Consider the following 19,932-nt stretch of genomic DNA (forward strand, 5'->3'; position numbering starts at 1 on the left):
AGATGAGCACTCCCACCTCCTTGAGAGGGTAAGGCTCCCAGTAGACGACTGGGTTGATAGGCCGGATATGGAAGCCCTGTGAGGGGTGGAGTTGACCGGTACTAATAGGCCGAGGGCTTGTCCTCAGACGCTCGCGTTCACTGTGTGGTTCCCGGGTAGCGAACAGCTATCGCCGGCGAACAAGAAACACTTATTCAACTGAAAAGTGTGTTTCGCTGAATACCCGATAGGGTTTCGGTGGTCATAGCGTGAGGGAAACGCCCGGTTACATTCCGAACCCGGAAGCTAAGCCTCACAGCGCCGATGGTACTGCAGGGGGGACCCTGTGGGAGAGTAGGACGCCGCCGAACAATTATTCAAGGCCGCGGCCCCAGCGACTCGCTGGGGCCGCGGCCTTTTTTGTTTTGCGAACTTGCACGAGGCCGGCAGGCCGGGACTTTCGCCCAGGCGCGGAGGCTTCCGGGATGCCGGACAATGGAGATGGTGCACGGCCAGGAGGCCGGCGCCGATACCGCGTGACGGCACTGATGTTGCACAGTCCGCGGTGGAGCTGAAGCAGCAGAAGGAGTCACCAGGATGTCGAACCAGCCCGAGGGCCGTCCCGAGCGTCGATCGGACGACGGCCGAGGCTATGAGCCCCGGTCGCGTGGGGGCTGGTCCAACGACCGTGGCGGCAACCGTCGTGACGAGCGTGACGACCGTCCGCGTCGTGACGAGCGTCCGTCCTACCGCGACCGTGACGACCGCGGTGGCGACCGCGGTGGTTTCCGTCGCGACGACCGTCCGCAGGGTGGTGGCTTCCGCCGCGATGACCGCCCGCAGGGTGGTTTCAACCGTGACCGTGACGACCGTGGCGGCTTCCGTCGTGACGACCGTCCGTCCGGCGACCGTGGCGGGTTCCGTCGTGACGACCGCCCGGGTGGCTTCCGTCGTGACGAGCGTGACGACCGTCCGCGTCGTGACGAGCGTCCGTCCTACCGCGACCGTGACGACCGTGGCGGCGACCGCGGTGGTTTCCGTCGCGACGACCGTCCGTCCGGCGACCGTGGTGGTTTCCGCCGCGATGACCGCCCGCAGGGTGGTTTCAACCGTGACCGTGACGACCGTGGCGGCTACCGTCGTGACGACCGTCCGTCCGGTGGCGGCGGGTTCCGTCGTGACGACCGAGGTGGCGACCGTGGCGGGTTCCGCCGTGACGACCGCCAGGGCGGCTTCCGTGGCGGCGACCGCCGGGACGACCGTGGCGGCGACCGGGACCGTCGGGACTACGACGACCGCCGCGGCAACTACGAGCCGGTCAAGCGCCTGCCGATCCCGGAGGACGTCACCGGCTTCGAGCTGGACGCGGACGTGCGCCAGGAGCTCAAGAGCCTGCCCAAGACCCTCGCCGACGACGTCGCCCGCAACCTGGTGATGGTGGCGCGTCTGCTCGACGGTGAGCCGGAGGAGGCCTACCAGTACTCCCGCGTCGCGCTGCGGCTGGCCTCCCGCGTGGCCGCCGTCCGCGAAGCTGCCGGGTTCGCCTCGTACATGACGCAGCGGTACTCCGAGGCGCTGACCGAGTTCCGCGCCGCCCGTCGGATGACCGGCCGTGCCGACCTGTGGCCCGTGATGGCCGACTGCGAGCGCGGTCTGGGCCGTCCGGAGCGGGCGCTGGCGATGGCCGGTGAGCCCGAGGTGAAGCAGCTGGACAAGGCCGGCCAGGTCGAGATGCGCCTGGTGGCGGCCGGTGCCCGCAGCGACATGGAGCAGTTCGACGCCGCCGTCGTGACCCTGCAGAGCCCGGAGCTGGCCTCCAGCGCCGTGCACCCGTGGACCGCGCGCCTGCGGTACGCCTACGCCGAGGCGCTGATCGCGGCCGGCCGTGGCGACGAGGCCCGTGACTGGTTCGCCAAGGCCGCCGAGGCCGACACCGACGGTTCGACCAACGCCTCGGAGCGCCTGGCCGAGATCGACGGCGTGGAGTTCACCGACGCGCTCGACCCGGAGCTGGACGAGGACGACGCCGAGCAGGCCGACGCCCCGGCTGCGAAGAAGCGCGGCGGCGACAACGCCGACGACCGCGTGATCTTCGAGGACGAGGAGGACGTCGAGGAGTACTACGACGAGGACGACCTCGAGATCGACGAGGACTTCGACGGCGTGGTGCCCGAGCGTGCCGAGGACGCCAAGGCGGACGAGGCCGGCGAGGCCGAGAAGGCCGACAAGGACGAGGCCAAGGGCGACGCCCAGGCCTGAGCGCCCTGAAACACCGTGAGGCCCTGCCGTTCCCCCGAGGAACGGCAGGGCCTCACGGCGTCCGGGCCCCGCTAGCCCAGCGGAAGACTGCGCAGCACCAGTCCGGTGGCAGGCTTGGGCCCGAACGAGGTGGACTTGCGAGGCATGGTGACGCCCTGCTCGGCCAGTCGCCGCACCACGCTCTCGCGAACCGGGTGGAGCAGGACGGCCGTCCCGCCCGCGCGGGCCGCCTCGCGCTCGGCGGCCGCGGCGGTGTGCAGGTAGCCGATGTCGTCGGGGCCGTCGGGGACGTGCCAGGTGTGGTCGAGCAGGGTTTCGTGCAGCACGGTGGCGTCCAGGTGGCGCCACTCCTCGGGCCGGTCGTGCGGCACGGTCGCGTCGATCAGGGCTTCCTCGGGCTCGCTGAGCAGCCAGAAGACGCCGTCGCCGCCGGTCAGCACGAAGCCGTTGCCGCCGTGCCGCTTCTGCTCGGCGAGCGCCTGGAGGGCGGCGGGCAGCGGGCCGGGCACCTCCTTGACCTTCCACTGGTCGCCGAGCTTCTCCATCGCCTCGGCCACCGGCAGCCGGTACAGCACGCGGTGGATGGCGCGGACCCGCAGCGGGTAGCGGGCGGTGTCCACCAGCAGCACCATGCCGCGGTCCCACGGGCTGCGCGGCAGGTGGCGGTGCTCGCGCTGGAGCCGCAGGTACATCGCCCAGCGGTGGTGGCCGTCGGCGATCAGCGCCCGGCAGGTGGCCAGGTCGCGGCTGATCTCGCCGAGCATGGCGGGCTCGGTGACGGCCCACAGGCGGTGGTGGGTGCCGTCGCTGGTCGTGGTGGACAGCAGCGGCGCGCCCTCGACCGTCCGCTCGATGACGCCGGAGGCGCCGCCGTTGCCGCGGTAGGTGAGCAGCAGCGGTTCGAGGTTGGCCCGGGTGGTGCGCATCAGTCCGACCCGGTCGGCGACCGGCCGGGGCATGACGTCCTCGTGGGGCAGGACGACGCCGACCTCGGGGCCGCTCACCGCGAGGGCGCCGATCAGGCCGCGCTGGAGCAGCTCGGGGGTGTCGTCGGTGCCGGGGACCCGTTGCTCGTAGACGTAGATCGCCGGTTCCGGGTCGGCGGCGAGGATGCCCTCGCGCTGCCAGCCGGCGAGCAGCCGGGCCGCGTGCCGGTACTTGGTGTCCCGGTCGGGGCGGTCGCCGGCGTCCTCGGGCTCGGGCCGGGGCAGGATCAGCCGGACCACGTTGTGCGGGTCGGCCGTCTCCAGGTCCAGCCGGCGCCCCGGGTCGACGACGTCGTACGGCGGGGACATCACCGCGGCCAGCGCGCCGACCCGGTCGGGGACGTAGCGCAGGCCACGGAAGGGGGACAGGGACAGGCCTGCGGTGGCGACGTGCCCGGGGTCACCGGGGCCGCCCACGGGAGTCTCGACTCCGTCTTCTGCACTGGGTGTGCTCATTCTGGGCATCGTAACCGGGTACGCGTTGTTGAGAGATCGGAACGCCCGTCCCGAACGGTCGGGCGGGTGTACGACCGAGGGCGAGGTACGGCATGGAGGACGGGCAGGAGCGGGTGGACGGCGGAGTGCCGGACGGGCAGTCGCCGACGGGGGGCGTCCCGGCCCAGGGGCGGCCCGGGGAGCCCGTGGGGGACGTCTACGACTGGTTCCGCCGGGGCGCGAAGCTGCTGGCCCAGGGCCATCCGGCGGCGGCCGAGCAACTGCTGGCCCGGGCGGCGGAGGCCGAGCCGCACTCGCGCAGCATCCGGGAGGCACTGGCCCGGGCGCAGTTCGACGCCGGTTCCTACGCGGCGGCACTGGAGAACTTCCGGGCCGTGGCGCTGGCCGATCCCTCGGACGACTACGCTCAGTTCGGGTGGGGCGTGGCGGCGGCCCGGCTGGGCGACTTCGAGACCTCGGCCGAGCACCTGGCGCTGGCCGTGGCCATGCGCCCGGAGACCGACCACTACCGGTCGGCGCTGCGGCAGACCAGGGCGACGCTGGCGGCCCGCGCCGGAGCGTTCGGCCCGCTGTTGCCCGGCGCACCCGGCTACCGCGAGAGCCAGGGGCCGGAACCGGACCTGCCGCGGCAGGCCGGGGGAGAGCCTGAGGGCGTCGACGACGACGCCCGACCGGGCGGGCAGTGACGAGCAGACGGACCGCAGTGCACCACGACGCTGCGGTGGACGAGATTGGGCAGGGCATGACCGAGACGGCCACCACCGCGCGACGGACCGCCCCCGGCGGCAGCGACCGCCCGCTGACCGAGGCGTACGACACGGCGCTGCTGGACCTGGACGGCGTGGTCTACGCCGGCCCGCACGCGATCGAGCACGCGGTGGACTCGCTGGCGGCCGCCCGTACGGCCGGGATGCGGCTCGCGTACGTGACCAACAACGCCTCCCGCCCGCCCCGGGTGGTCGCCGAGCACCTGACCGAGCTGGGCGTGCCCGCCGAGCCGGCCGACGTCATCAACTCGGCCCAGGCGGCCGCCCGGGTGGTGGCCGAGAAGGTGCCCGCCGGGGCGAAGGTGCTGGTGGTGGGTGGCCTGGGGCTGGAGGAGGCGCTGGCCGAGCGCGGGCTGGTGGCCGTCCGCTCGATGGCGGAGGAGCCGCTCGCGGTGGTCCAGGGCTTCGACCCGTCGGTGGGCTGGCCGCAGCTGGCGGAGGCCGCGTACGCCGTGGGCAGCGGGCTGCCGTGGGTCGCCTCCAACACCGACATGACGGTGCCGACCGCGCGCGGCATCGCGCCCGGCAACGGGACGCTGGTGGCGGCGGTGCGGGCGGCGACCGGGGTGGAGCCGGAGGTGGCGGGCAAGCCGCTGCCGCCGATGCACCGGGAGACCGTGCTGCGGACCGGCGCCCGGCGGCCGCTGGTGGTCGGTGACCGGCTGGACACGGACATCGAGGGGGCGTTCAATGGCGGGGTGGACAGCCTGTTGGTGTTCACCGGAGTGACCACCCCGGGGCAGCTGCTGGCGGCCCCGGTCGAGCACCGGCCGACCTACCTGGCGGCCGACCTGCGAGGCCTGCTGGTCCCCCAGCCGGCGGTGGAGGCCGCGGACGGCGGTTTCTCCTGCGGCGGCTGGACCGCGACGGCGGGGGGCGACGCGCTGCGGCTGGCCGGCTCCGGGGACCGCTGGGACGGCCTTCGGGCGCTGTGCGCGGCGGCCTGGACGGCGCTGGACGCGGTGGACGGCGGGCCGGTGGACGGGCGGAAGGCGCTGGCCGAGCTCGGCTTCTGACCGTTCGGCGCACGCCTCAGAGCAGTTTTCGCAGCCGCAGCAGGTCGCGCAGCCCGGCTTCCAGCTTGACCCGGCCGCTCGCCCAGGCGGCGGCGAAGTTGAGGTCGCCGCCGACCAGGGCGACCAGGTCGTCGCTGGCCATGGTGAGCCGGATGGCGGCCTTCTCGGTGGGCCGCCCGGGTGTGGTGACGACGTCCTGGATGCGGCCGTCGCGCAGCTGCCCGGTGAAGGTCAGGTCGAGGTCGGTGATCCGGCAGCTGAGCGAGCGGTCGAGGGCGGCGGCCGTGCGGACGTCGCCGGTGGAGTTCGCGATGTTCCGGCTGAGCTGTTCCAGTGCTTCCCGGCACTCCTCGGCGTTCGCCATGGCGGTCGCTCCATCCCCAGGTCGCTGTGGTGCGGACTGCCGGGCCACGGTACCTCAGGAGGGTTTTGGCGGTAGCGTCGTCAGTGGGGTGCCCGGAAACACCCGGGCGCCATGGGCGACGGAGCGAGGCGCGCGCAGGCGCGGAGGAGGCACCCGGATGCTGCCGAGGACGGTGCGGGGAGCGGTGGCGGCTGCCGCCGTGGTGGTGGAGGAGGTGGGCAAGCGGGTCGCCGACACGGCGGCCGCGGTCCTGGAGAAGACCGGCGTCGACGTGTCGGAGGTCGAGCGCAAGCTGGGCGGGCAGTTCCCGCCGTCGGCGAAGGCGCTGCAGACCCTGGCGGAGGAGGCGGTCACCGCCGGGCGGGCCGGGGTGGACCTGGCCGTCGGGGTGGCGCGCAGCGAGGTGGAGAAGGCCTTCGAGAAGGTCGGCGACCAGGTGACCAAGGTCGGCGTGGTGCTGGCGTACCTGGAGAGCAAGCTGCGCGAGGTCGAGGAGGAGCCGGCCGCGACGAAGCCGGCCCCGAACCCGTACGTGGCGCCGTACCCGGAGGACGCGCCGGCGCCGGCGCCCCGGGCGGACGACCTGTTCGGGCGCGGCTGGGAGTTCGAGGACGAGCGGGTGGCGACGGAGCCGCCGGTGGCCGAGCGGGTGGAGGTGGACGAGCCGGTCGAGGTGGATCCGCCGTTGTCCCCGAAGACGGAGGCCGCCCTGCGGGAGGCGGTGGCCGAGGTGGCCGAGGACCCCGCCGCCGGGAAGAAGGGGGCGCCCGTCACCGGAACGGAGGAGGCGCCCGTCAGCGGGACGGAGGGGGCGCCCGCCGCGAAGAAGGCAGCCGCGCGCAAGACCGCCGTCGCGAAGAAGGCGACCGTCAAGAAGAGCGCCGCCGCGCGGCGGAAGCAGCCGGAGCGCAACGGCGCCGAGCCCAAGGCGGCGGCCAAGCGCACGGCGACGAAGAAGACCACCGTCCGCAAGGCCACCAGCGCGAAGAAGCCGGATGTCCGGGACGAGTGAGGGCGGCGCCCGGGCGGAGACGGTCGAGCCGCTCGGCGTCGAACTGCTGCCCACCGGGCACCCCGGCGTGGACGCGGGGCTGGCCCGGCTGGATGCTCTGGACGGGGTCCCGGCCGAGGCACACGTCGCGGTGTACGAAGATGTTCACCAGCGGCTCGCCGACACGCTGGCCGCGCTCGACCAGGAATGATCCGCAGGACCCGTAGGAGCTGAAGCACCAGTGGCAGTGGCACGACGCCGACTCGACGCGGAGCTGGTCCGCCGCAAGCTGGCCCGATCGCGTGAGCACGCGTCCGAGCTGATCGCGGCCGGGCGGGTGACCGTCGGCGGCACCACCGCGACCAAGCCGGCCACCCAGGTGGAGACCTCGGCGGCGGTCGTGGTGGCCAAGGACGAGAACGACCCCGACTACGTCTCGCGCGGCGGGCACAAGCTCGCCGGGGCGTTCGCGGCCTTCGTGCCGCAGGGCCTGGTGGTCGAGGGCCGCCGGGCGCTGGACGCGGGCGCCTCCACCGGAGGGTTCACCGACGTGCTGCTGCGGGCCGGGGCCGCCCACGTGCTGGCGGTGGACGTCGGCTACGGGCAGCTCGCCTGGTCGCTGCAGAGCGACGAGCGGGTGACGGTGATGGACCGCACCAACGTCCGGGAACTGACCCGGGAGATGATCGGCGGCACCCCCGTCGACCTGGTGGTCGGTGACCTGTCCTTCATCTCGCTGGGCCTGGTGCTGCCGGCGCTGGCCGGCTGCGCGGCCGAGGACGCGGACCTGGTGCTGATGGTCAAGCCGCAGTTCGAGATCGGCAAGGAGCGGCTCGGCAGCGGCGGGGTGGTGCGCAGCCCGGAGCTGCGCGCCGAGATGGTCCGCCAGGTGGCCGGACAGGCGTGGCAGCTGGGGCTGGGGGTGCGCGCCGTCACCGCCAGCCCTCTGCCCGGGCCGTCCGGAAACGTCGAGTACTTCCTCTGGATGCGCCGCGACGCCCCGCAGCTGGACCCCGCGGAGGCGGACCGGGCCGTCGCGGAAGGGCCCCGATAGGGTGCTCTGCGAGCGTCCGGCCCGTCATGCTGTAAGGCGCGGCCGCACCGGGCCAAGGGCGACCCGGCTGACGTAGGGAGAGGGCAGCGGCATGAGCGATGAAGAACGTACGGTCTTCCTGATCGCGCACACCGGCCGGGAGGCGGCGCTGCGCAGCGTCGAGGGCCTGGTGCACGGGCTGCTGAAGGCGGGGCTCCGGATCAGACTGCTGGAGGCCGAGGCGGTGGACCTCGACCTGCCGGAGGGGGTCGAGGAGGTCGCGGAGGGGCCGGGCGCGGCGGACGGCTGCGAGCTGATCCTGGTCGCCGGGGGCGACGGGACGCTGCTGCGCGGCGCGGAGTTGGCGCGTTCGCACGGGCTGCCGATGCTGGGCATCAACCTCGGCCGGGTCGGCTTCCTGGCCGAGGCCGAGCGGGACGACCTGGCCGTGGTGGTCGAGCGCGTGGTCGAGGCCGACTACGAGGTCGAGGAGCGGATGACGATCGACGTCATCGTCCGGACCAACGGCGATGTGGTGCACCAGGACTGGGCGTTGAACGAGGCGTCGATCGAGAAGGCGTCCCGGGAAAGGATGTTGGAGGTGGTGACCGAGGTGGACGGCCGCCCGGTCTCCAACTTCGGCTGCGACGGGGTGGTCTGCGCGACGCCGACCGGCTCGACCGCGTACGCGTTCTCGGGCGGCGGGCCGGTGGTGTGGCCGGAGGTGGAGGCGCTGCTGATGGTGCCGATCTCCGCGCACGCGCTGTTCGCCCGGCCGCTGGTGACCTCGCCGGACTCGGTGCTGGCCGTCGAGGTGCAGCCCAAGACCCCGCACGGGGTGCTCTGGTGCGACGGGCGGCGTTCGGTCGAACTGCCCGCCGGGGCACGGGTGGAGGTGCGCCGGGGGCAGACGCCGGTGCGGCTGGCCCGGCTGCACCGGGCGCCGTTCACCGACCGGCTGGTGGCCAAGTTCGCGCTCCCGGTGACGGGTTGGCGCGGACGGTCGAACCACTCCTGCTGACCCGAAGCGCCTGGCGCGGCGTCAGACCGCCAGTGCCTGGCCCTCGTCGGCCGGGCCGAACCGGCCGCCCGCCGTCGCGCGGGCGGCCACCTCGGCCAGCCGCTCGACGGCGGCGGGGACGGCCGCGGCGGGCACGGTGAGCGGGATCCGGATGTGGTGCTCGAAGGCGCCGTCCGAGCCGAACCGGTTGCCGGCCGCGATCCGCACCCCGGCGGGCTCCCCGGCCCGGGCCAGCGCCGCGCCGGACAGGCCGCCGGTGGAGACCCAGAGCGAGAGGCCGCCGGGCGGCAGCGCGAAACTCCAGTCCGGGAGCTGCTCGGACAGCGCGGCGGCGAAGGCGTGGGCGGTGGCCCGCATCCGGTCCAGCTGGTGGGCGCGGACGGCGGGGAGCGGCTCGCCCAGCAGCTCGGCGGCGATCAGCTGGTCGAGCACCGGGGTGCCGACGTCGCTGTAGACCCGCTCGGAGGCCAGCCGCCGGACGAGCGCGGGCGCGGCCCGGACCCAGCCGATCCGCAGGCCGCCCCAGAGCAGCTTGCCGGCCGAGCCGACGGAGACCACCTGGGCGGAGCGGTCCAGCGCCGCCATCGGACGCGGCAGCGGGGTGGACTCCGGGACGCCCCAGCCGAGTTCGGCGGTGGTCTCGTCGACCAGCACGACGCTCCCGGCCGCCCGGGCGGCGGCCAGCAGTCGGCGGCGCTGCTCCTCGTCGACCAGCGCGCCGGTCGGGTTGTGGAAGTCCGGAATGACGTACGAGACCTTGGGGGCGGCCCCGCGCAGCACCCGCTGCCACTCCTCCAGGTCCCAGTGGGGCTGTGCCCCGCCCGCTCGCCCGTGCCAGGAGGCGGCGTACGGGACCGGCACCAGGCGGGCCCCGGTGAGGCGCAGGGCCTGGAGGGTGTGGGCGTAACTGGGGGCCTCGACGGCGACCCGGTCGCCGCGGCCGACCAGGACCCGCTGGATCAGGTGCAGGCCGCCCATCGCGCCGGTGGTGACCAGGATCTGGTCGGGAGTGGTGGGCAGTCCGCGCTCGGTGTAGCGGCGGGCGACGGCCTCGCGCAGCACCGGGACGCCGGTGGGGTAGTGGCCGTGTCCGGCGGCGTAGTGCGGCAGCAGTTCGACGGCCCGGGCGGCGGCCAGGCCGAGCCAGGGCTGCGGGGCGGGCAGGGCGGCGACGCCGAGGTCCAGGATCCGGCCCTGCTCGTCCGGCGGGACGGGGTGCAGGGCGTCGCTGGGCGGCGGGGCGCCCTCGGGCAGGGAGGTCCAGCTGCCGGCGCCGCGCCGGCTGCGCAGGTAGCCGTCGCCGCGCAGGGTCTCGTACGCGGTGGCGACGGTGGTGCGGCTGAGGTCCAGGGCGGAGGCGAGCTCGCGTTCGGCGGGCAGCCGGGCGCCGACCGGCAGCCGGCCCTCGGTGACCAGCAGCCGGATCTGCCCGGCGAGGGTGCGATAGGCGGGGCGGCGGGCGGTGGCCGGTTCGGGGAGCCGCGCGGTGGCGAGCAGCCGGGCCAGCGCGGGCGGGGTGACGGTGGTGTGCCAGTCGGCCATGGCGCATCAGTCCACTTGCTCGGGATTGGCCCTGTCGAGGGCCACATTGGCCTGGCCATCATGGCAGGGCGGCCATCGAGCCGCCACCACCGGGGGCGCTCCCCGGGGTGCGGCACCACCCGCAGGAGCACCATTGGCCGCCACGACCGCCACGACCACCACGACCGCCACGACCACCACGACGTCCCCGAGCGCCCCGCCCGCGTCCGCAACGGCTCGACAGAGCCTCGCCGTCCAGGTCCTCGGCGACACCCACGCGCTCGGCCGGCGCCTTCCGCAGCTGGCCGTCGGCCTCACCCTGTACGGGGTGAGCATGGCGCTGATGCTCCGCTCCGGCCTCGGCCTGGATCCCTGGGACGTCTTCCACCAGGGACTGCAACGGGTGCTCGGCCTCACCGTGGGCGCCTGGGTGACGATCTGCGGGGCCCTGGTCCTGCTGCTGTGGATCCCGCTGCGCCAGCGCCCGGGGGTGGGCACCGTCGCCAACGTGCTGATGATCGGCGCGGCGATGGACCTCACACTGGGCCTGGTCGGCGGTCCGCACGGCCTGCCCGGCCGGGTGGCGCTGATGGCCGCCGCAGTGGTGCTCAACGGCGTGGCCTCGGGCCTCTACATCGGCGCGCGCCTGGGCCCCGGCCCGCGCGACGGCCTGATGACCGGCCTGCACCGGCGCACCGGGCGTTCGCTGCGGCTGATCCGCACCGGCATCGAGCTGACCGTGCTGGCCGCCGGACTGCTGCTCGGCGGCACGGCCGGGGTCGGCACCGTCGTGTACGCGCTGCTGATCGGCCCGCTCGTGCAGCTCTTCCTGCCGTGGTGCACGGTGCCCACCGCCGCCCAAACCTCCCGGAAGGGGTGAACTCGGCGGCAACGAGTTGCCGCGCGCCGTTGCCGCTCGTCGCGCTCCGGGGGCGGAACCTCGTAAGGTCGTCTCCGTGTTGGACGAGATGCGGATACGGGATCTTGGGGTCATCGACGACGCGGTGGTCGAGCTGGCCCCCGGCTTCACCGCCGTGACCGGTGAGACCGGCGCCGGCAAGACCATGGTCGTGACCAGCCTCGGCCTGCTGCTCGGCGGACGCGCCGACCCCGGCCTGGTGCGGCACGGCGCCGGGCGCGCCGTGGTGGAGGGCAGGCTGGAACTGCCCGCCGACTCCCCGGTGGCGGCGCGCGCCGTCGAGGCCGGGGCGGAACTGGACGACGGCGCCCTGCTGGTCAGCCGCACCGTCTCCGCCGAGGGGCGCTCCAGGGCGTACGTCGGCGGGCGGGCCGTCCCGGTCGGGCTGCTCACCGAGCTCGGCGAGGACCTGATCGCCGTGCACGGCCAGACCGACCAGCAGCGGCTGCTGCGCCCGGCCCGCCAGCGCGGCGCGCTGGACCGCTACGCGGGCGAGTCGGTGGCCGAGCCGCTGGCCCGCTACCGGGAGACCTACCGCGCCCTGCGCGAGGTCTCGGCCACCCTGGAGGAGCTGACCACCCGGGCCCGCGAGCGCGCCCAGGAGGCCGACCTGCTCCGCTTCGGCCTGGACGAGATCGCCGCCGCCGAGCCGGTGGCCGGCGAGGACGTCGAGCTGGCCGCCGAGGCCGAGCGGCTCGGCCACGCCGACGCGCTGTCCTCCGCGGCGACCCTCGCCCACGCCGCCCTGGCCGGCGACCCGGCCGACCCGGAGGCGCTGGACGCGGGCACCCTGCTCGCCCAGTCCCGGCGCGCCCTGGACGCGGTGCGCCACCACGACGAGCGCCTCGCCGCCCTGGCCGACCGGCTGAACGAGGTCGGCTACCTGCTGGCCGACGTCGCCGGTGACCTGGCCGGCTACGCCGACGACCTGGACGCCGACCCGGTGCGGCTGGCCGCGGTCGAGGACCGCCGGGCCGTGCTGGCCCAGCTGCTGCGCAAGTACGGCGGCGAGGAGAACACCCTCGCCGAGGTGATCGCCTGGGCCGAGGCCGGCTCCGCCCGGCTCGCCGAACTCGACGGCGACGACGAGCGGATCGACCAGCTCGGCGCCCAGGAGACCGAGCTGAGGGCCGAGTTGGCCGAGCTGGCGGCCGAGGTGTCGGCCGCCCGGCAGGCCGCCGCCGGGCGCTTCGCCGAGGCCGTCTCCGCCGAGCTCGCCGAACTGGCCATGCCGCACGCCCGGGTGACCTTCTCGATCACCCGGGTCGACGACCTGGCCGGGATCGAGGTGGACGGCCGAAGCGTCGCGTACGGGCCGCACGGCGTGGACGAGGTCGAGGTGCTGCTCGCCCCGCACCCCGGCGCCCAGCCCCGTCCGATCGCCAAGGGCGCCTCGGGCGGTGAGCTGTCCCGGGTGATGCTCGCCGTCGAGGTGGTCTTCGCGGGCGCCGACCCCGTTCCCACCTACCTGTTCGACGAGGTGGACGCGGGCGTCGGCGGCAAGGCCGCGGTCGAGATCGGCCGCCGGCTGGCCAAACTGGCCGAAACCGCCCAGGTCGTGGTGGTCACCCACCTCCCGCAGGTCGCCGCCTTCGCGGACCGGCACCTGGTGGTGGAGAAGACCAACGACGGGACCGTGACCCGTTCCGGCGTCAAGGTGTTGAACGACGAGGAGCGGGTGCGCGAACTCTCCCGGATGCTGGCCGGCCTGGAGGACTCGGAGCTGGGCCGCGCCCACGCCGAAGAGCTGCTGGCCGCTGCCCGCGCCCCCCGCCACCGGTAGTCCCGGGCGGCGGCCCTCACCGCGGGACGACGGCGCGCCTCCCGTGGCGCCGACTGTCCAAGAGGGCCGCCGACCTGGCATGGTGGCGGCTGGACACTGGCTTTCCAGTCCCGAGCGCCGCCCGGCGGGCAACCCTCGCGAAGCGGCGCGCGAACCTGATCGAGTCGGATGCGAGACGACGTGGACCATTCCGCTGCCCGGGCCACCGCGGCCGCCCCCGAACCGGGGCAGCTGCACGTGGTACTCGTCCTGGCCGCCAGCACCGGCGGCATCGGTGCGCACGTGCGCTCCCTGGCCCAGGGCCTGGTGGCGCACGGGGTGATCGTGACGGTCTGCGCACCGGCCGGTACGGACGCGCTGTTCGGCTTCTCCCGCACGGGCGCGCGGTTCCACACGGTCGACATCACCCCCACAGCGGGCGCCCGCAGCGACGCCACCGCGATCGGCGAACTGCGCCGGGCCTTCACCGGCGCCGACGTGGTGCACGCCCACGGGCTGCGCGCCGGGCTGCTGTCCGACCTCGCGCTGCGCACCGCCGGCCGGTTCCCGGGCCTGCGCCCGGAGACTCCGCTGGTGGTCACCTCGCACCACGCGCTGCTGGCCACCGGCATGGAGCGGCGCCTGCAGCGGCTGATGGAGCGCCGGGTGGCGCGCGCCGCCGACCTGGTCCTCGGCGCCTCCTCCGACCTGGTCGCCCGGGCCCGCGAGCTGGGCGCCACCGACGCCCGGCTGGGCCCGGTGGCCGCCCCGCCGATGCCCGAGGGCCGGATCGGCCGGGCCGAGGCGCGGGCCGCACTGCTCGGCGACGGACCGGACCGCCCGCTGGTGCTTGCGGTCGGCCGGCTCGTCCCGCAGAAGGCCTTCGGGCTGCTGCTGGACGCCACCGGCGAGCTGTCCGCGCTGGACCCGGAGCCGCTGCTGCTGCTCGCCGGGGACGGCCCGGAGGCGGTCCCGCTGCGCGAGCGGGTGACCGCCGAGAAGCTGCCGGTGCGACTGCTCGGCTACCGCACCGACGTGCCCGACCTGCTGGCCGCCGCCGACGTGGTGGTGGTCTCCAGCCGCTGGGAGGCCCGTTCGCTGGTGGTCCAGGAGGCGATGCGGGCCGGTGTGCCGGTGGTCGCCACCGCCGTCGGCGGCATCCCCGAACTGGTCGGCGACGCCGCCGTGCTGGTGGCGCCCGGCGATCCGGCGGCGCTCGGCCGGGCGGTGCGCGAGCTGCTGGCCGACCCGGCCCGCCGCGAGCGGTTGGTGGCGGCCGGCCGGCAGCAGGCCGAGACCTGGCCGGACGAGGCCGCCACCGTCGCCCAGGTGCTCAGCACCTACGACGAGTTGGTCCAGCGCGCCTGACCTAGACCGTCGCCTGCTCGATCCGGTCGGCGGCCGGGCCGTCCGGCTGGGCCGACAGGTAGGCGGCGCCGCAGGCGGTCAGCCGCAGGGCGGTGTCGATCAGCGGGACGTGGCTGAAGGCCTGCGGGAAGTTGCCGACCTGGCGCTTGAGCCGCGGGTCCCACTCCTCGGCGAGCAGTCCGAGGTCGTTGCGCAGCGACAGCAGCCGGTCGAACAGCTCGCGGGCCTCCTGGACCCGCCCGATCATGGCGAGGTCGTCGGCCAGCCAGAAGGAGCAGGCCAGGAAGGCGCCCTCGTGGCCGGACAGCCCGTCGACGTTGTTGCCCGTCTCGTCGTGGGTCGGGTAGCGCAGCACGAAGCCGTCCTCGGTGGACAGTTCGCGCTGGATCGCCTCGATGGTGCCGATCACCCGCTTGTCGTCCGGCGGCAGGAAGCCGACCTGGGGGATGAGCAGCAGCGAGGCGTCGAGCTCCTGGCCGCCGTAGTACTGGGTGAAGGTGTTGCGCTCCGGGTCGTAGCCCTTCTCGCAGACGTCCCGGTGGATGGTGTCGCGCAGTTCGCGCCAGCGCTCCAGGTGGCCGTCGGCGGGGGCGTCGTCGGGGGTCTGCTCCAGCAGCTTGATGGTGCGGTCGACCGCGACCCAGGCCATCACCTTGGAGTGGACGAAGTGTCGGCGCGGGCCGCGGACCTCCCAGATGCCCTCGTCCGGGTTCTGCCAGTGGTCCTCCAGGTACTCGATCAGGCGGAGCTGGAGGTGGTGGGCGTGGTCGTTGCGGACCAGGCCGGTCATGTGGGCCAGGTGCAGGGCCTCCACCACCTCGCCGTAGACGTCGAGCTGGAGCTGCCCGGCGGCGCCGTTGCCGACCCGGACGGGCTGGGAGCCCTCGTAGCCGGGCAGCCACTCCAGCGAGGTCTCGTTGAGCTCGCGCTCGCCGGCGATGCCGTACATGATCTGCAGGTTCTCCGGGTCCCCGGCGACGGCCCGCAGCAGCCACTCCCGCCAGGCCTTGGCCTCCTCGCGGTAGCCGGTGCGCAGCAACGAGGACAGGGTGATCGCGGCGTCGCGCAGCCAGGTGTAGCGGTAGTCCCAGTTGCGTTCGCCGCCGATGTCCTCCGGCAGGGAGGTGGTGGGCGCGGCGACGATGCCGCCGGTGGGGGCGTAGGTGAGGCCCTTGAGGGTGATCAGCGATCGGACCACGGCCTCGCGGTAGGGGCCCTGGTAGGTGCACTGGTCGGCCCAGTCGTGCCAGAAGTCGGCGGTGGCGTCGAGCATCGCCTCGGCGTCCGGGACGTCCGGGGGCTCCAGGTGGGAGGCCTGCCAGGTGAGGGCGAAGGCGATCCGATCGCCGGCCCGGACGGTGAAGTCGGCGTACGTCGTCAGGTCTCGGCCGTAGGTCTCGGCCTCGCCGTCCAGCCAGACCGAGTCGGGGCCGGCCATGGCGACGGTGCGGTGGCCGCCGTCGGCCTGCTCGACCCGGTGCACCCAGGGGACGATCCGGCCGTACGAGAAGCGCATCCGCAGCGCCGAGCGCATCCGGACGGCGCCGGCCACGCCCTCGACGATCCGGATCACCTGGGGGACGGCGTCCCGGCCGGCCAGCGGGCGGGGCGGCATGAAGTCGATCACCCGGACGGTGCCGCCCTGGGTGTCCCACTCCTGCTCCAGGATCAGCGAGTCGCCCCGGTAGCGGCGCCGGTCGGCGGGCAGGGCGGGGGCGGCGGCGGTGGGCGGGGGCACGCGCAGGTCGCCGGGGGTGGCGATGCGGACCCGGCCGACGGCGGCGGGGGTCGTGGCGGCCGGGGCGGGGAGCTCGGTCACGACGGCCTCGGCCGGACCGATCCGCCAGAAGCCGTGTTCATCGGTGCCGAGCAGGCCGGCGAACACGGCCGGCGAGTCGAAGCGGGGCAGGCAGAGCCAGTCCACCGCCCCGTCCCTGCTGACCAGGGCAGCGGTCTGCATGTCCCCGATGAGTGCGTAGTCCTCGATACGGCCGGCCACGTGGATCTCCAGTTCGCAATGTGGTCAGGGCATCGGCGAACGAACCAGGGAGCGAGCGGTCTGCGGGGCCGGGGGTTCACCCCGGGACGTCCGGCCCGCCGGGGGGTGGTGGCGGGCCTTGCTGGAGTGTCCGCGCGGGGCTCGGTCGAGCCCCTGGGGGTGGGTGGGAAGGAGCTGGATTACGGGGAGGTCCGGTCGCGCATCGGGGACCGGGAGTGTCCTGACGCTCCCACGCCCTCCGCGTGCTCGTGCTGTCGCGATGCGTCCGTGCAGCTTACGACGGACGAAAGGGGCGAAGCACGCGGGCGCAGCCTCGTGTGGCGCCGCAATTCGGCGGAAATGCCGTGCATCGCGGGGGCGCGGCGCAGGATGGTCCGGAAGGATCAGCTCCGGGTGGCCGTAACGGAGGAGCCGGAATGGCCCGGACGGTGCGCTCCGGCTGGCCCGGTCCGGTGGGTGGTGCGACCGGTGTGACTCGTGCGGCGCATGATGCGCCGGGTGGTGCGCCCGGCGTACGCTCCCCGAGTGCCGCGCGCGGGCCGAAAGGCGTCCCGGTCAGGTCACTGATACCCTGGTATCCCGTGGACCGGCGGGGTCAAACGCCCCGGACCAGCCGAACCGACGACCCTACGAGCGCCGAGCACTCGCGGCCTCCGTCGCCCGGCGAGCCGCGAGCCTCCCGCCCACGTCACCTTCGACACGCGACCCACGGGAGCCCCCTCTTGGCACAGCCCCATTCCGGCAAGGCAGCGAACGGCCGCGCCGTGACGACCAAGCACCTCTTCGTCACCGGGGGTGTCGCCTCTTCGCTCGGCAAGGGGCTGACCGCCTCCAGCCTGGGCGCGCTGCTCAAGGCCCGCGGCCTGCGCGTGACGATGCAGAAGCTGGACCCGTACCTCAACGTGGACCCCGGGACGATGAACCCGTTCCAGCACGGTGAGGTCTTCGTCACCGACGACGGCGCCGAGACCGACCTGGACATCGGTCACTACGAGCGCTTCCTGGACACCAACCTGCACGGCTCGGCGAACGTGACCACCGGGCAGGTGTACTCGACGGTCATCGCCAAGGAGCGCCGCGGGGAGTACCTGGGCGACACCGTCCAGGTCATCCCGCACATCACCAACGAGATCAAGTCCCGGATCCGCCGGATGGCGACCGAGGACGTCGACGTGGTGATCACCGAGGTCGGCGGCACGGTCGGCGACATCGAGTCGCTGCCGTTCCTGGAGGCCGTGCGCCAGGTCCGCCACGAGGTCGGCCGCGACAACGTGTTCTTCGTGCACGTCTCCCTGCTGCCCTACATCGGCCCCTCGGGCGAGCTCAAGACCAAGCCCACCCAGCACTCCGTCGCCGCGCTGCGCAACATCGGCATCCAGCCCGACGCCGTCGTGCTGCGCGCCGACCGCGAGGTCCCCCAGGCCATCAAGCGCAAGATCTCCCTGATGTGCGACGTCGACGAGGAAGCGGTGGTCGCGGCCATCGACGCCAAGTCGATCTACGACATCCCCAAGGTCCTCCACGGCGAAGGCCTGGACGCCTACGTCGTACGCCGCCTGGACCTGCCCTTCCGCGACGTCGACTGGACCACCTGGGACGACCTGCTGCGCCGCGTCCACGAGCCGCAGCACATCGTCAAGGTCGCCCTGGTCGGCAAGTACATCGACCTGCCGGACGCCTACCTGTCGGTGACCGAGGCGCTGCGCGCCGGTGGTTTCGCCAACAACGCCCGGGTCGAGATCAAGTGGGTGACCTCGGACGACTGCGAGAGCCCGGAGGGCGCGCGGGAGCAGCTGGGTGACGTGGACGCGATCTGCGTTCCCGGCGGGTTCGGGGACCGGGGCGTCAACGGCAAGGTGGGTGCCATCACCTACGCGCGGGAGAACAAGGTCCCGCTGCTGGGGCTGTGCCTGGGTCTGCAGTGCGTGGTGATCGAGGCCGCGCGCAACCTTGCGGGTCTGCCGGAGGCGAACTCGACGGAGTTCGACGCCGCGGCCAGGCACCCGGTGATCTCCACGATGGCGGAGCAGCTGGCCATCGTGGACGGCAAGGGCGATCTGGGCGGCACGATGCGTCTGGGCCTGTACCCGGCCAAGCTGGCGGAGGGCTCGATCGTGCGTGAGGTGTACGGCGGTGAGCAGTACGTCGAGGAGCGCCACCGTCACCGCTACGAGGTGAACAACGCCTACCGTGCGGACCTGGAGAAGACCGGCCTGCAGTTCTCGGGCCTGTCGCCCAAGGGCGATCTGGTCGAGTACGTGGAGTACCCGCGCGAGGTGCACCCGTACCTGGTGGCCACCCAGGCCCACCCGGAGCTGAAGTCCCGCCCGACCCGCCCGCACCCGCTGTTCGCGGGCCTGGTCAAGGCCGCCATCGACATCAAGACCGCGCCCGCCGAGTAGTCGTCTCCTCCTCGGTCGTTCACCGGACGGCGGCTCCGCGATTCCCGTGGAGCCGCCGTCCGGCGTTAGATTGTGTCGTACTGACGAAAAGGGGAGAGCGATGGACGAGCAGCGCGACCTGGTGATCGCCGACACGGCCGAGGAGTGGGAGGTCCGGGGCAGCACCACGCCGTTCCAGGGCAAGGTCACCGGCGTGCGCAGCGAGGAGGTCCGGATGCCCGACGGCAGCTGGGCCCGGCGCGACTACCAGACCCACCCCGGCTCGGTCTCCGTACTCGCCCTGGACGACAAGGAGCGGGTGCTGGTGCTGCGCCAGTACCGCCACCCGGTCCGCCAGCGGCTGTGGGAGCTGCCGGCCGGCCTGCTCGACGTGCCGGGCGAGAACCCGTGGCACGCCGCCCAGCGCGAGCTGTACGAGGAGGCCCACTGCAAGGCCGACACCTGGCGGATCCTGGCCGACTACTACACCTCCCCGGGCGGCACCGACGAGGCGCTGCGGATGTTCCTGGCGACCGACCTGTCGGACGCCGAGGGCGAGCGCTACGCGGCCGAGGGCGAGGAGCAGGAGATCGAGGTCGCCTGGGTGCCGGTGCCCGAGCTGATCCGGCTGATCCACGCCGGTCAGCTGCACAACCCGACCCTGATCACCGGCACCCTCGCCCTGCACGCCGCGCTGACCTCCCCGGACGGCCTGGACGCGCTGCGCCGCCCGGACGCCCCGTGGCCGGCCCGGCCGTTCGAGGCGTGAGCCCGTCCGAGGCGTGAGCCCCACCGGGCAGCGGGCGCCCCGGGGGACGTCGGCGAACGACCCGGCTTGATGCCTTGGGATGATTTGCCGGTTCGTACGACCGGATGTCACCTCTGATCAGCCGGACGGTCGAACTACGCTTCCCGGACAGGGCGCCCGTCCCGGGCCGCCCGCTTTTTCGCGCCGGGGCGCTGAGCGCGGGATGACGTCGGGAGTGGGCACGGGTGGCGAGGAAGACGGCGACGATGGACTCCGGCCCCGACGCGCCCGCGAGCGCCGTTCCGGGGCTCGACCGGCTGCCGGCCGGGCCCGCGCTGTTCGCCGGGCGGCGCGCCGAGCTG

Annotated in this window: 16 protein-coding genes, 2 rRNA genes and 1 pseudogene; 15 read left to right on the forward strand and 4 right to left on the reverse strand. The window is 73.9% G+C overall.

Going from position 1 to position 19,932, the window contains the following annotated elements:
* The 4 genes and pseudogenes from HS99_RS35370 to HS99_RS35380 all read left to right on the forward strand — a co-directional run.
* Nucleotides 1-125 (forward strand): 23S ribosomal RNA (locus HS99_RS35370); the annotation flags it as partial.
* A gap of 108 nt (nucleotides 126-233) precedes the next feature.
* Nucleotides 234-350: ribosomal RNA gene (gene rrf / locus HS99_RS35375) — 5S ribosomal RNA — on the forward strand.
* Nucleotides 351-651: 301 nt separating this feature from the next.
* Nucleotides 652-1,284 (forward strand): annotated as a pseudogene (locus tag HS99_RS48615) (tetratricopeptide repeat protein); the annotation flags it as partial.
* Nucleotides 1,285-1,305: 21 nt separating this feature from the next.
* Nucleotides 1,306-2,238, forward strand: a complete 933-nt coding sequence (locus HS99_RS35380; RefSeq protein WP_191093656.1) for a tetratricopeptide repeat protein — start codon at nucleotides 1,306-1,308, stop codon at nucleotides 2,236-2,238.
* A 71-nt stretch (nucleotides 2,239-2,309) separates the two neighbouring features.
* On the opposite strand, the gene HS99_RS35385 is transcribed toward HS99_RS35380, so the two are convergent.
* Nucleotides 2,310-3,680, reverse strand: coding sequence for a DUF1015 family protein (locus HS99_RS35385; protein ID WP_078867775.1), 1,371 nt, complete (start codon nucleotides 3,678-3,680; stop codon nucleotides 2,310-2,312).
* Between the two features lie 92 nt (nucleotides 3,681-3,772).
* Between HS99_RS35385 and HS99_RS35390 the strand changes: the two genes are divergently transcribed.
* Both HS99_RS35390 and HS99_RS35395 read left to right on the forward strand, forming a co-directional pair.
* A complete protein-coding gene (locus HS99_RS35390; RefSeq protein WP_078657233.1) occupies nucleotides 3,773-4,366 on the forward strand; it encodes a tetratricopeptide repeat protein in 594 nt (197 codons plus the stop codon).
* A gap of 56 nt (nucleotides 4,367-4,422) precedes the next feature.
* Nucleotides 4,423-5,463, forward strand: a complete 1,041-nt coding sequence (locus HS99_RS35395) for an HAD-IIA family hydrolase (protein WP_030290949.1) — start codon at nucleotides 4,423-4,425, stop codon at nucleotides 5,461-5,463.
* Between the two features lie 16 nt (nucleotides 5,464-5,479).
* Here the strand turns inward: HS99_RS35395 and HS99_RS35400 are convergent, their stop codons facing one another.
* Complete coding sequence (locus tag HS99_RS35400) at nucleotides 5,480-5,827, reverse strand: SCP2 sterol-binding domain-containing protein (protein WP_030290947.1); 348 nt, start codon at nucleotides 5,825-5,827, stop codon at nucleotides 5,480-5,482.
* A gap of 157 nt (nucleotides 5,828-5,984) precedes the next feature.
* Here HS99_RS35400 and HS99_RS35405 point away from each other — a divergent pair, with 157 nt between their 5' ends.
* From HS99_RS35405 to HS99_RS35420, 4 genes are all read left to right on the forward strand, one after another.
* On the forward strand, nucleotides 5,985-6,839 hold the full coding sequence (locus HS99_RS35405; RefSeq protein ID WP_050366517.1) for a hypothetical protein: 855 nt from the start codon (nucleotides 5,985-5,987) through the stop codon (nucleotides 6,837-6,839).
* Nucleotides 6,823-7,029, forward strand: a complete 207-nt coding sequence (locus tag HS99_RS35410; protein ID WP_033355582.1) for a hypothetical protein — start codon at nucleotides 6,823-6,825, stop codon at nucleotides 7,027-7,029. Before HS99_RS35405 ends, HS99_RS35410 begins: the two co-directional genes overlap by 17 nt.
* 36 nt (nucleotides 7,030-7,065) lie before the next feature.
* The gene (locus HS99_RS35415; RefSeq protein WP_030290943.1) at nucleotides 7,066-7,872 is read left to right on the forward strand and encodes a TlyA family RNA methyltransferase; all 807 of its coding nucleotides are present in this window, start codon (nucleotides 7,066-7,068) and stop codon (nucleotides 7,870-7,872) included.
* A gap of 91 nt (nucleotides 7,873-7,963) precedes the next feature.
* A complete protein-coding gene (locus HS99_RS35420) occupies nucleotides 7,964-8,872 on the forward strand; it encodes an NAD kinase (protein WP_030290941.1) in 909 nt (302 codons plus the stop codon).
* A 21-nt stretch (nucleotides 8,873-8,893) separates the two neighbouring features.
* Here the strand turns inward: HS99_RS35420 and yczR are convergent, their stop codons facing one another.
* The gene (yczR, locus tag HS99_RS35425) at nucleotides 8,894-10,414 is read right to left on the reverse strand and encodes a MocR-like transcription factor YczR (RefSeq protein ID WP_046385379.1); all 1,521 of its coding nucleotides are present in this window, start codon (nucleotides 10,412-10,414) and stop codon (nucleotides 8,894-8,896) included.
* Between the two features lie 280 nt (nucleotides 10,415-10,694).
* On the opposite strand from yczR, the gene yczE reads away from it, so the two are divergent.
* The 3 genes from yczE (at nucleotide 10,695) to HS99_RS35440 (ending at nucleotide 14,442) form a co-directional block, all read left to right on the forward strand.
* Nucleotides 10,695-11,273, forward strand: a complete 579-nt coding sequence (gene yczE / locus HS99_RS35430; protein WP_046385386.1) for a membrane protein YczE — start codon at nucleotides 10,695-10,697, stop codon at nucleotides 11,271-11,273.
* An 88-nt stretch (nucleotides 11,274-11,361) separates the two neighbouring features.
* Complete coding sequence (gene recN / locus HS99_RS35435; protein ID WP_030558148.1) at nucleotides 11,362-13,095, forward strand: DNA repair protein RecN; 1,734 nt, start codon at nucleotides 11,362-11,364, stop codon at nucleotides 13,093-13,095.
* 180 nt (nucleotides 13,096-13,275) lie between these two features.
* Nucleotides 13,276-14,442, forward strand: coding sequence for a glycosyltransferase family 4 protein (locus tag HS99_RS35440; protein WP_030558149.1), 1,167 nt, complete (start codon nucleotides 13,276-13,278; stop codon nucleotides 14,440-14,442).
* A 1-nt stretch (nucleotide 14,443) separates the two neighbouring features.
* Here the strand turns inward: HS99_RS35440 and HS99_RS35445 are convergent, their stop codons facing one another.
* Nucleotides 14,444-16,441 (reverse strand): glycoside hydrolase family 15 protein, encoded by a 1,998-nt coding sequence (locus HS99_RS35445; protein ID WP_050366516.1) that lies wholly within the window; start codon nucleotides 16,439-16,441, stop codon nucleotides 14,444-14,446.
* 722 nt (nucleotides 16,442-17,163) lie between these two features.
* On the opposite strand from HS99_RS35445, the gene pyrG reads away from it, so the two are divergent.
* Together pyrG and HS99_RS35455 are read left to right on the forward strand one after the other, a co-directional pair.
* A complete protein-coding gene (pyrG, locus tag HS99_RS35450; protein ID WP_370863332.1) occupies nucleotides 17,164-18,843 on the forward strand; it encodes a CTP synthase in 1,680 nt (559 codons plus the stop codon).
* A gap of 100 nt (nucleotides 18,844-18,943) precedes the next feature.
* On the forward strand, nucleotides 18,944-19,591 hold the full coding sequence (locus tag HS99_RS35455) for an NUDIX domain-containing protein (RefSeq protein WP_030290166.1): 648 nt from the start codon (nucleotides 18,944-18,946) through the stop codon (nucleotides 19,589-19,591).
* The last annotated feature ends 341 nt before the right edge of the window (nucleotides 19,592-19,932 follow it).

Origin of the sequence: Kitasatospora aureofaciens (genome assembly GCF_001188955.3) — a bacterium.
In the GTDB taxonomy this organism is placed as follows: Bacteria; Actinomycetota; Actinomycetes; order Streptomycetales; family Streptomycetaceae; genus Kitasatospora; species Kitasatospora aureofaciens.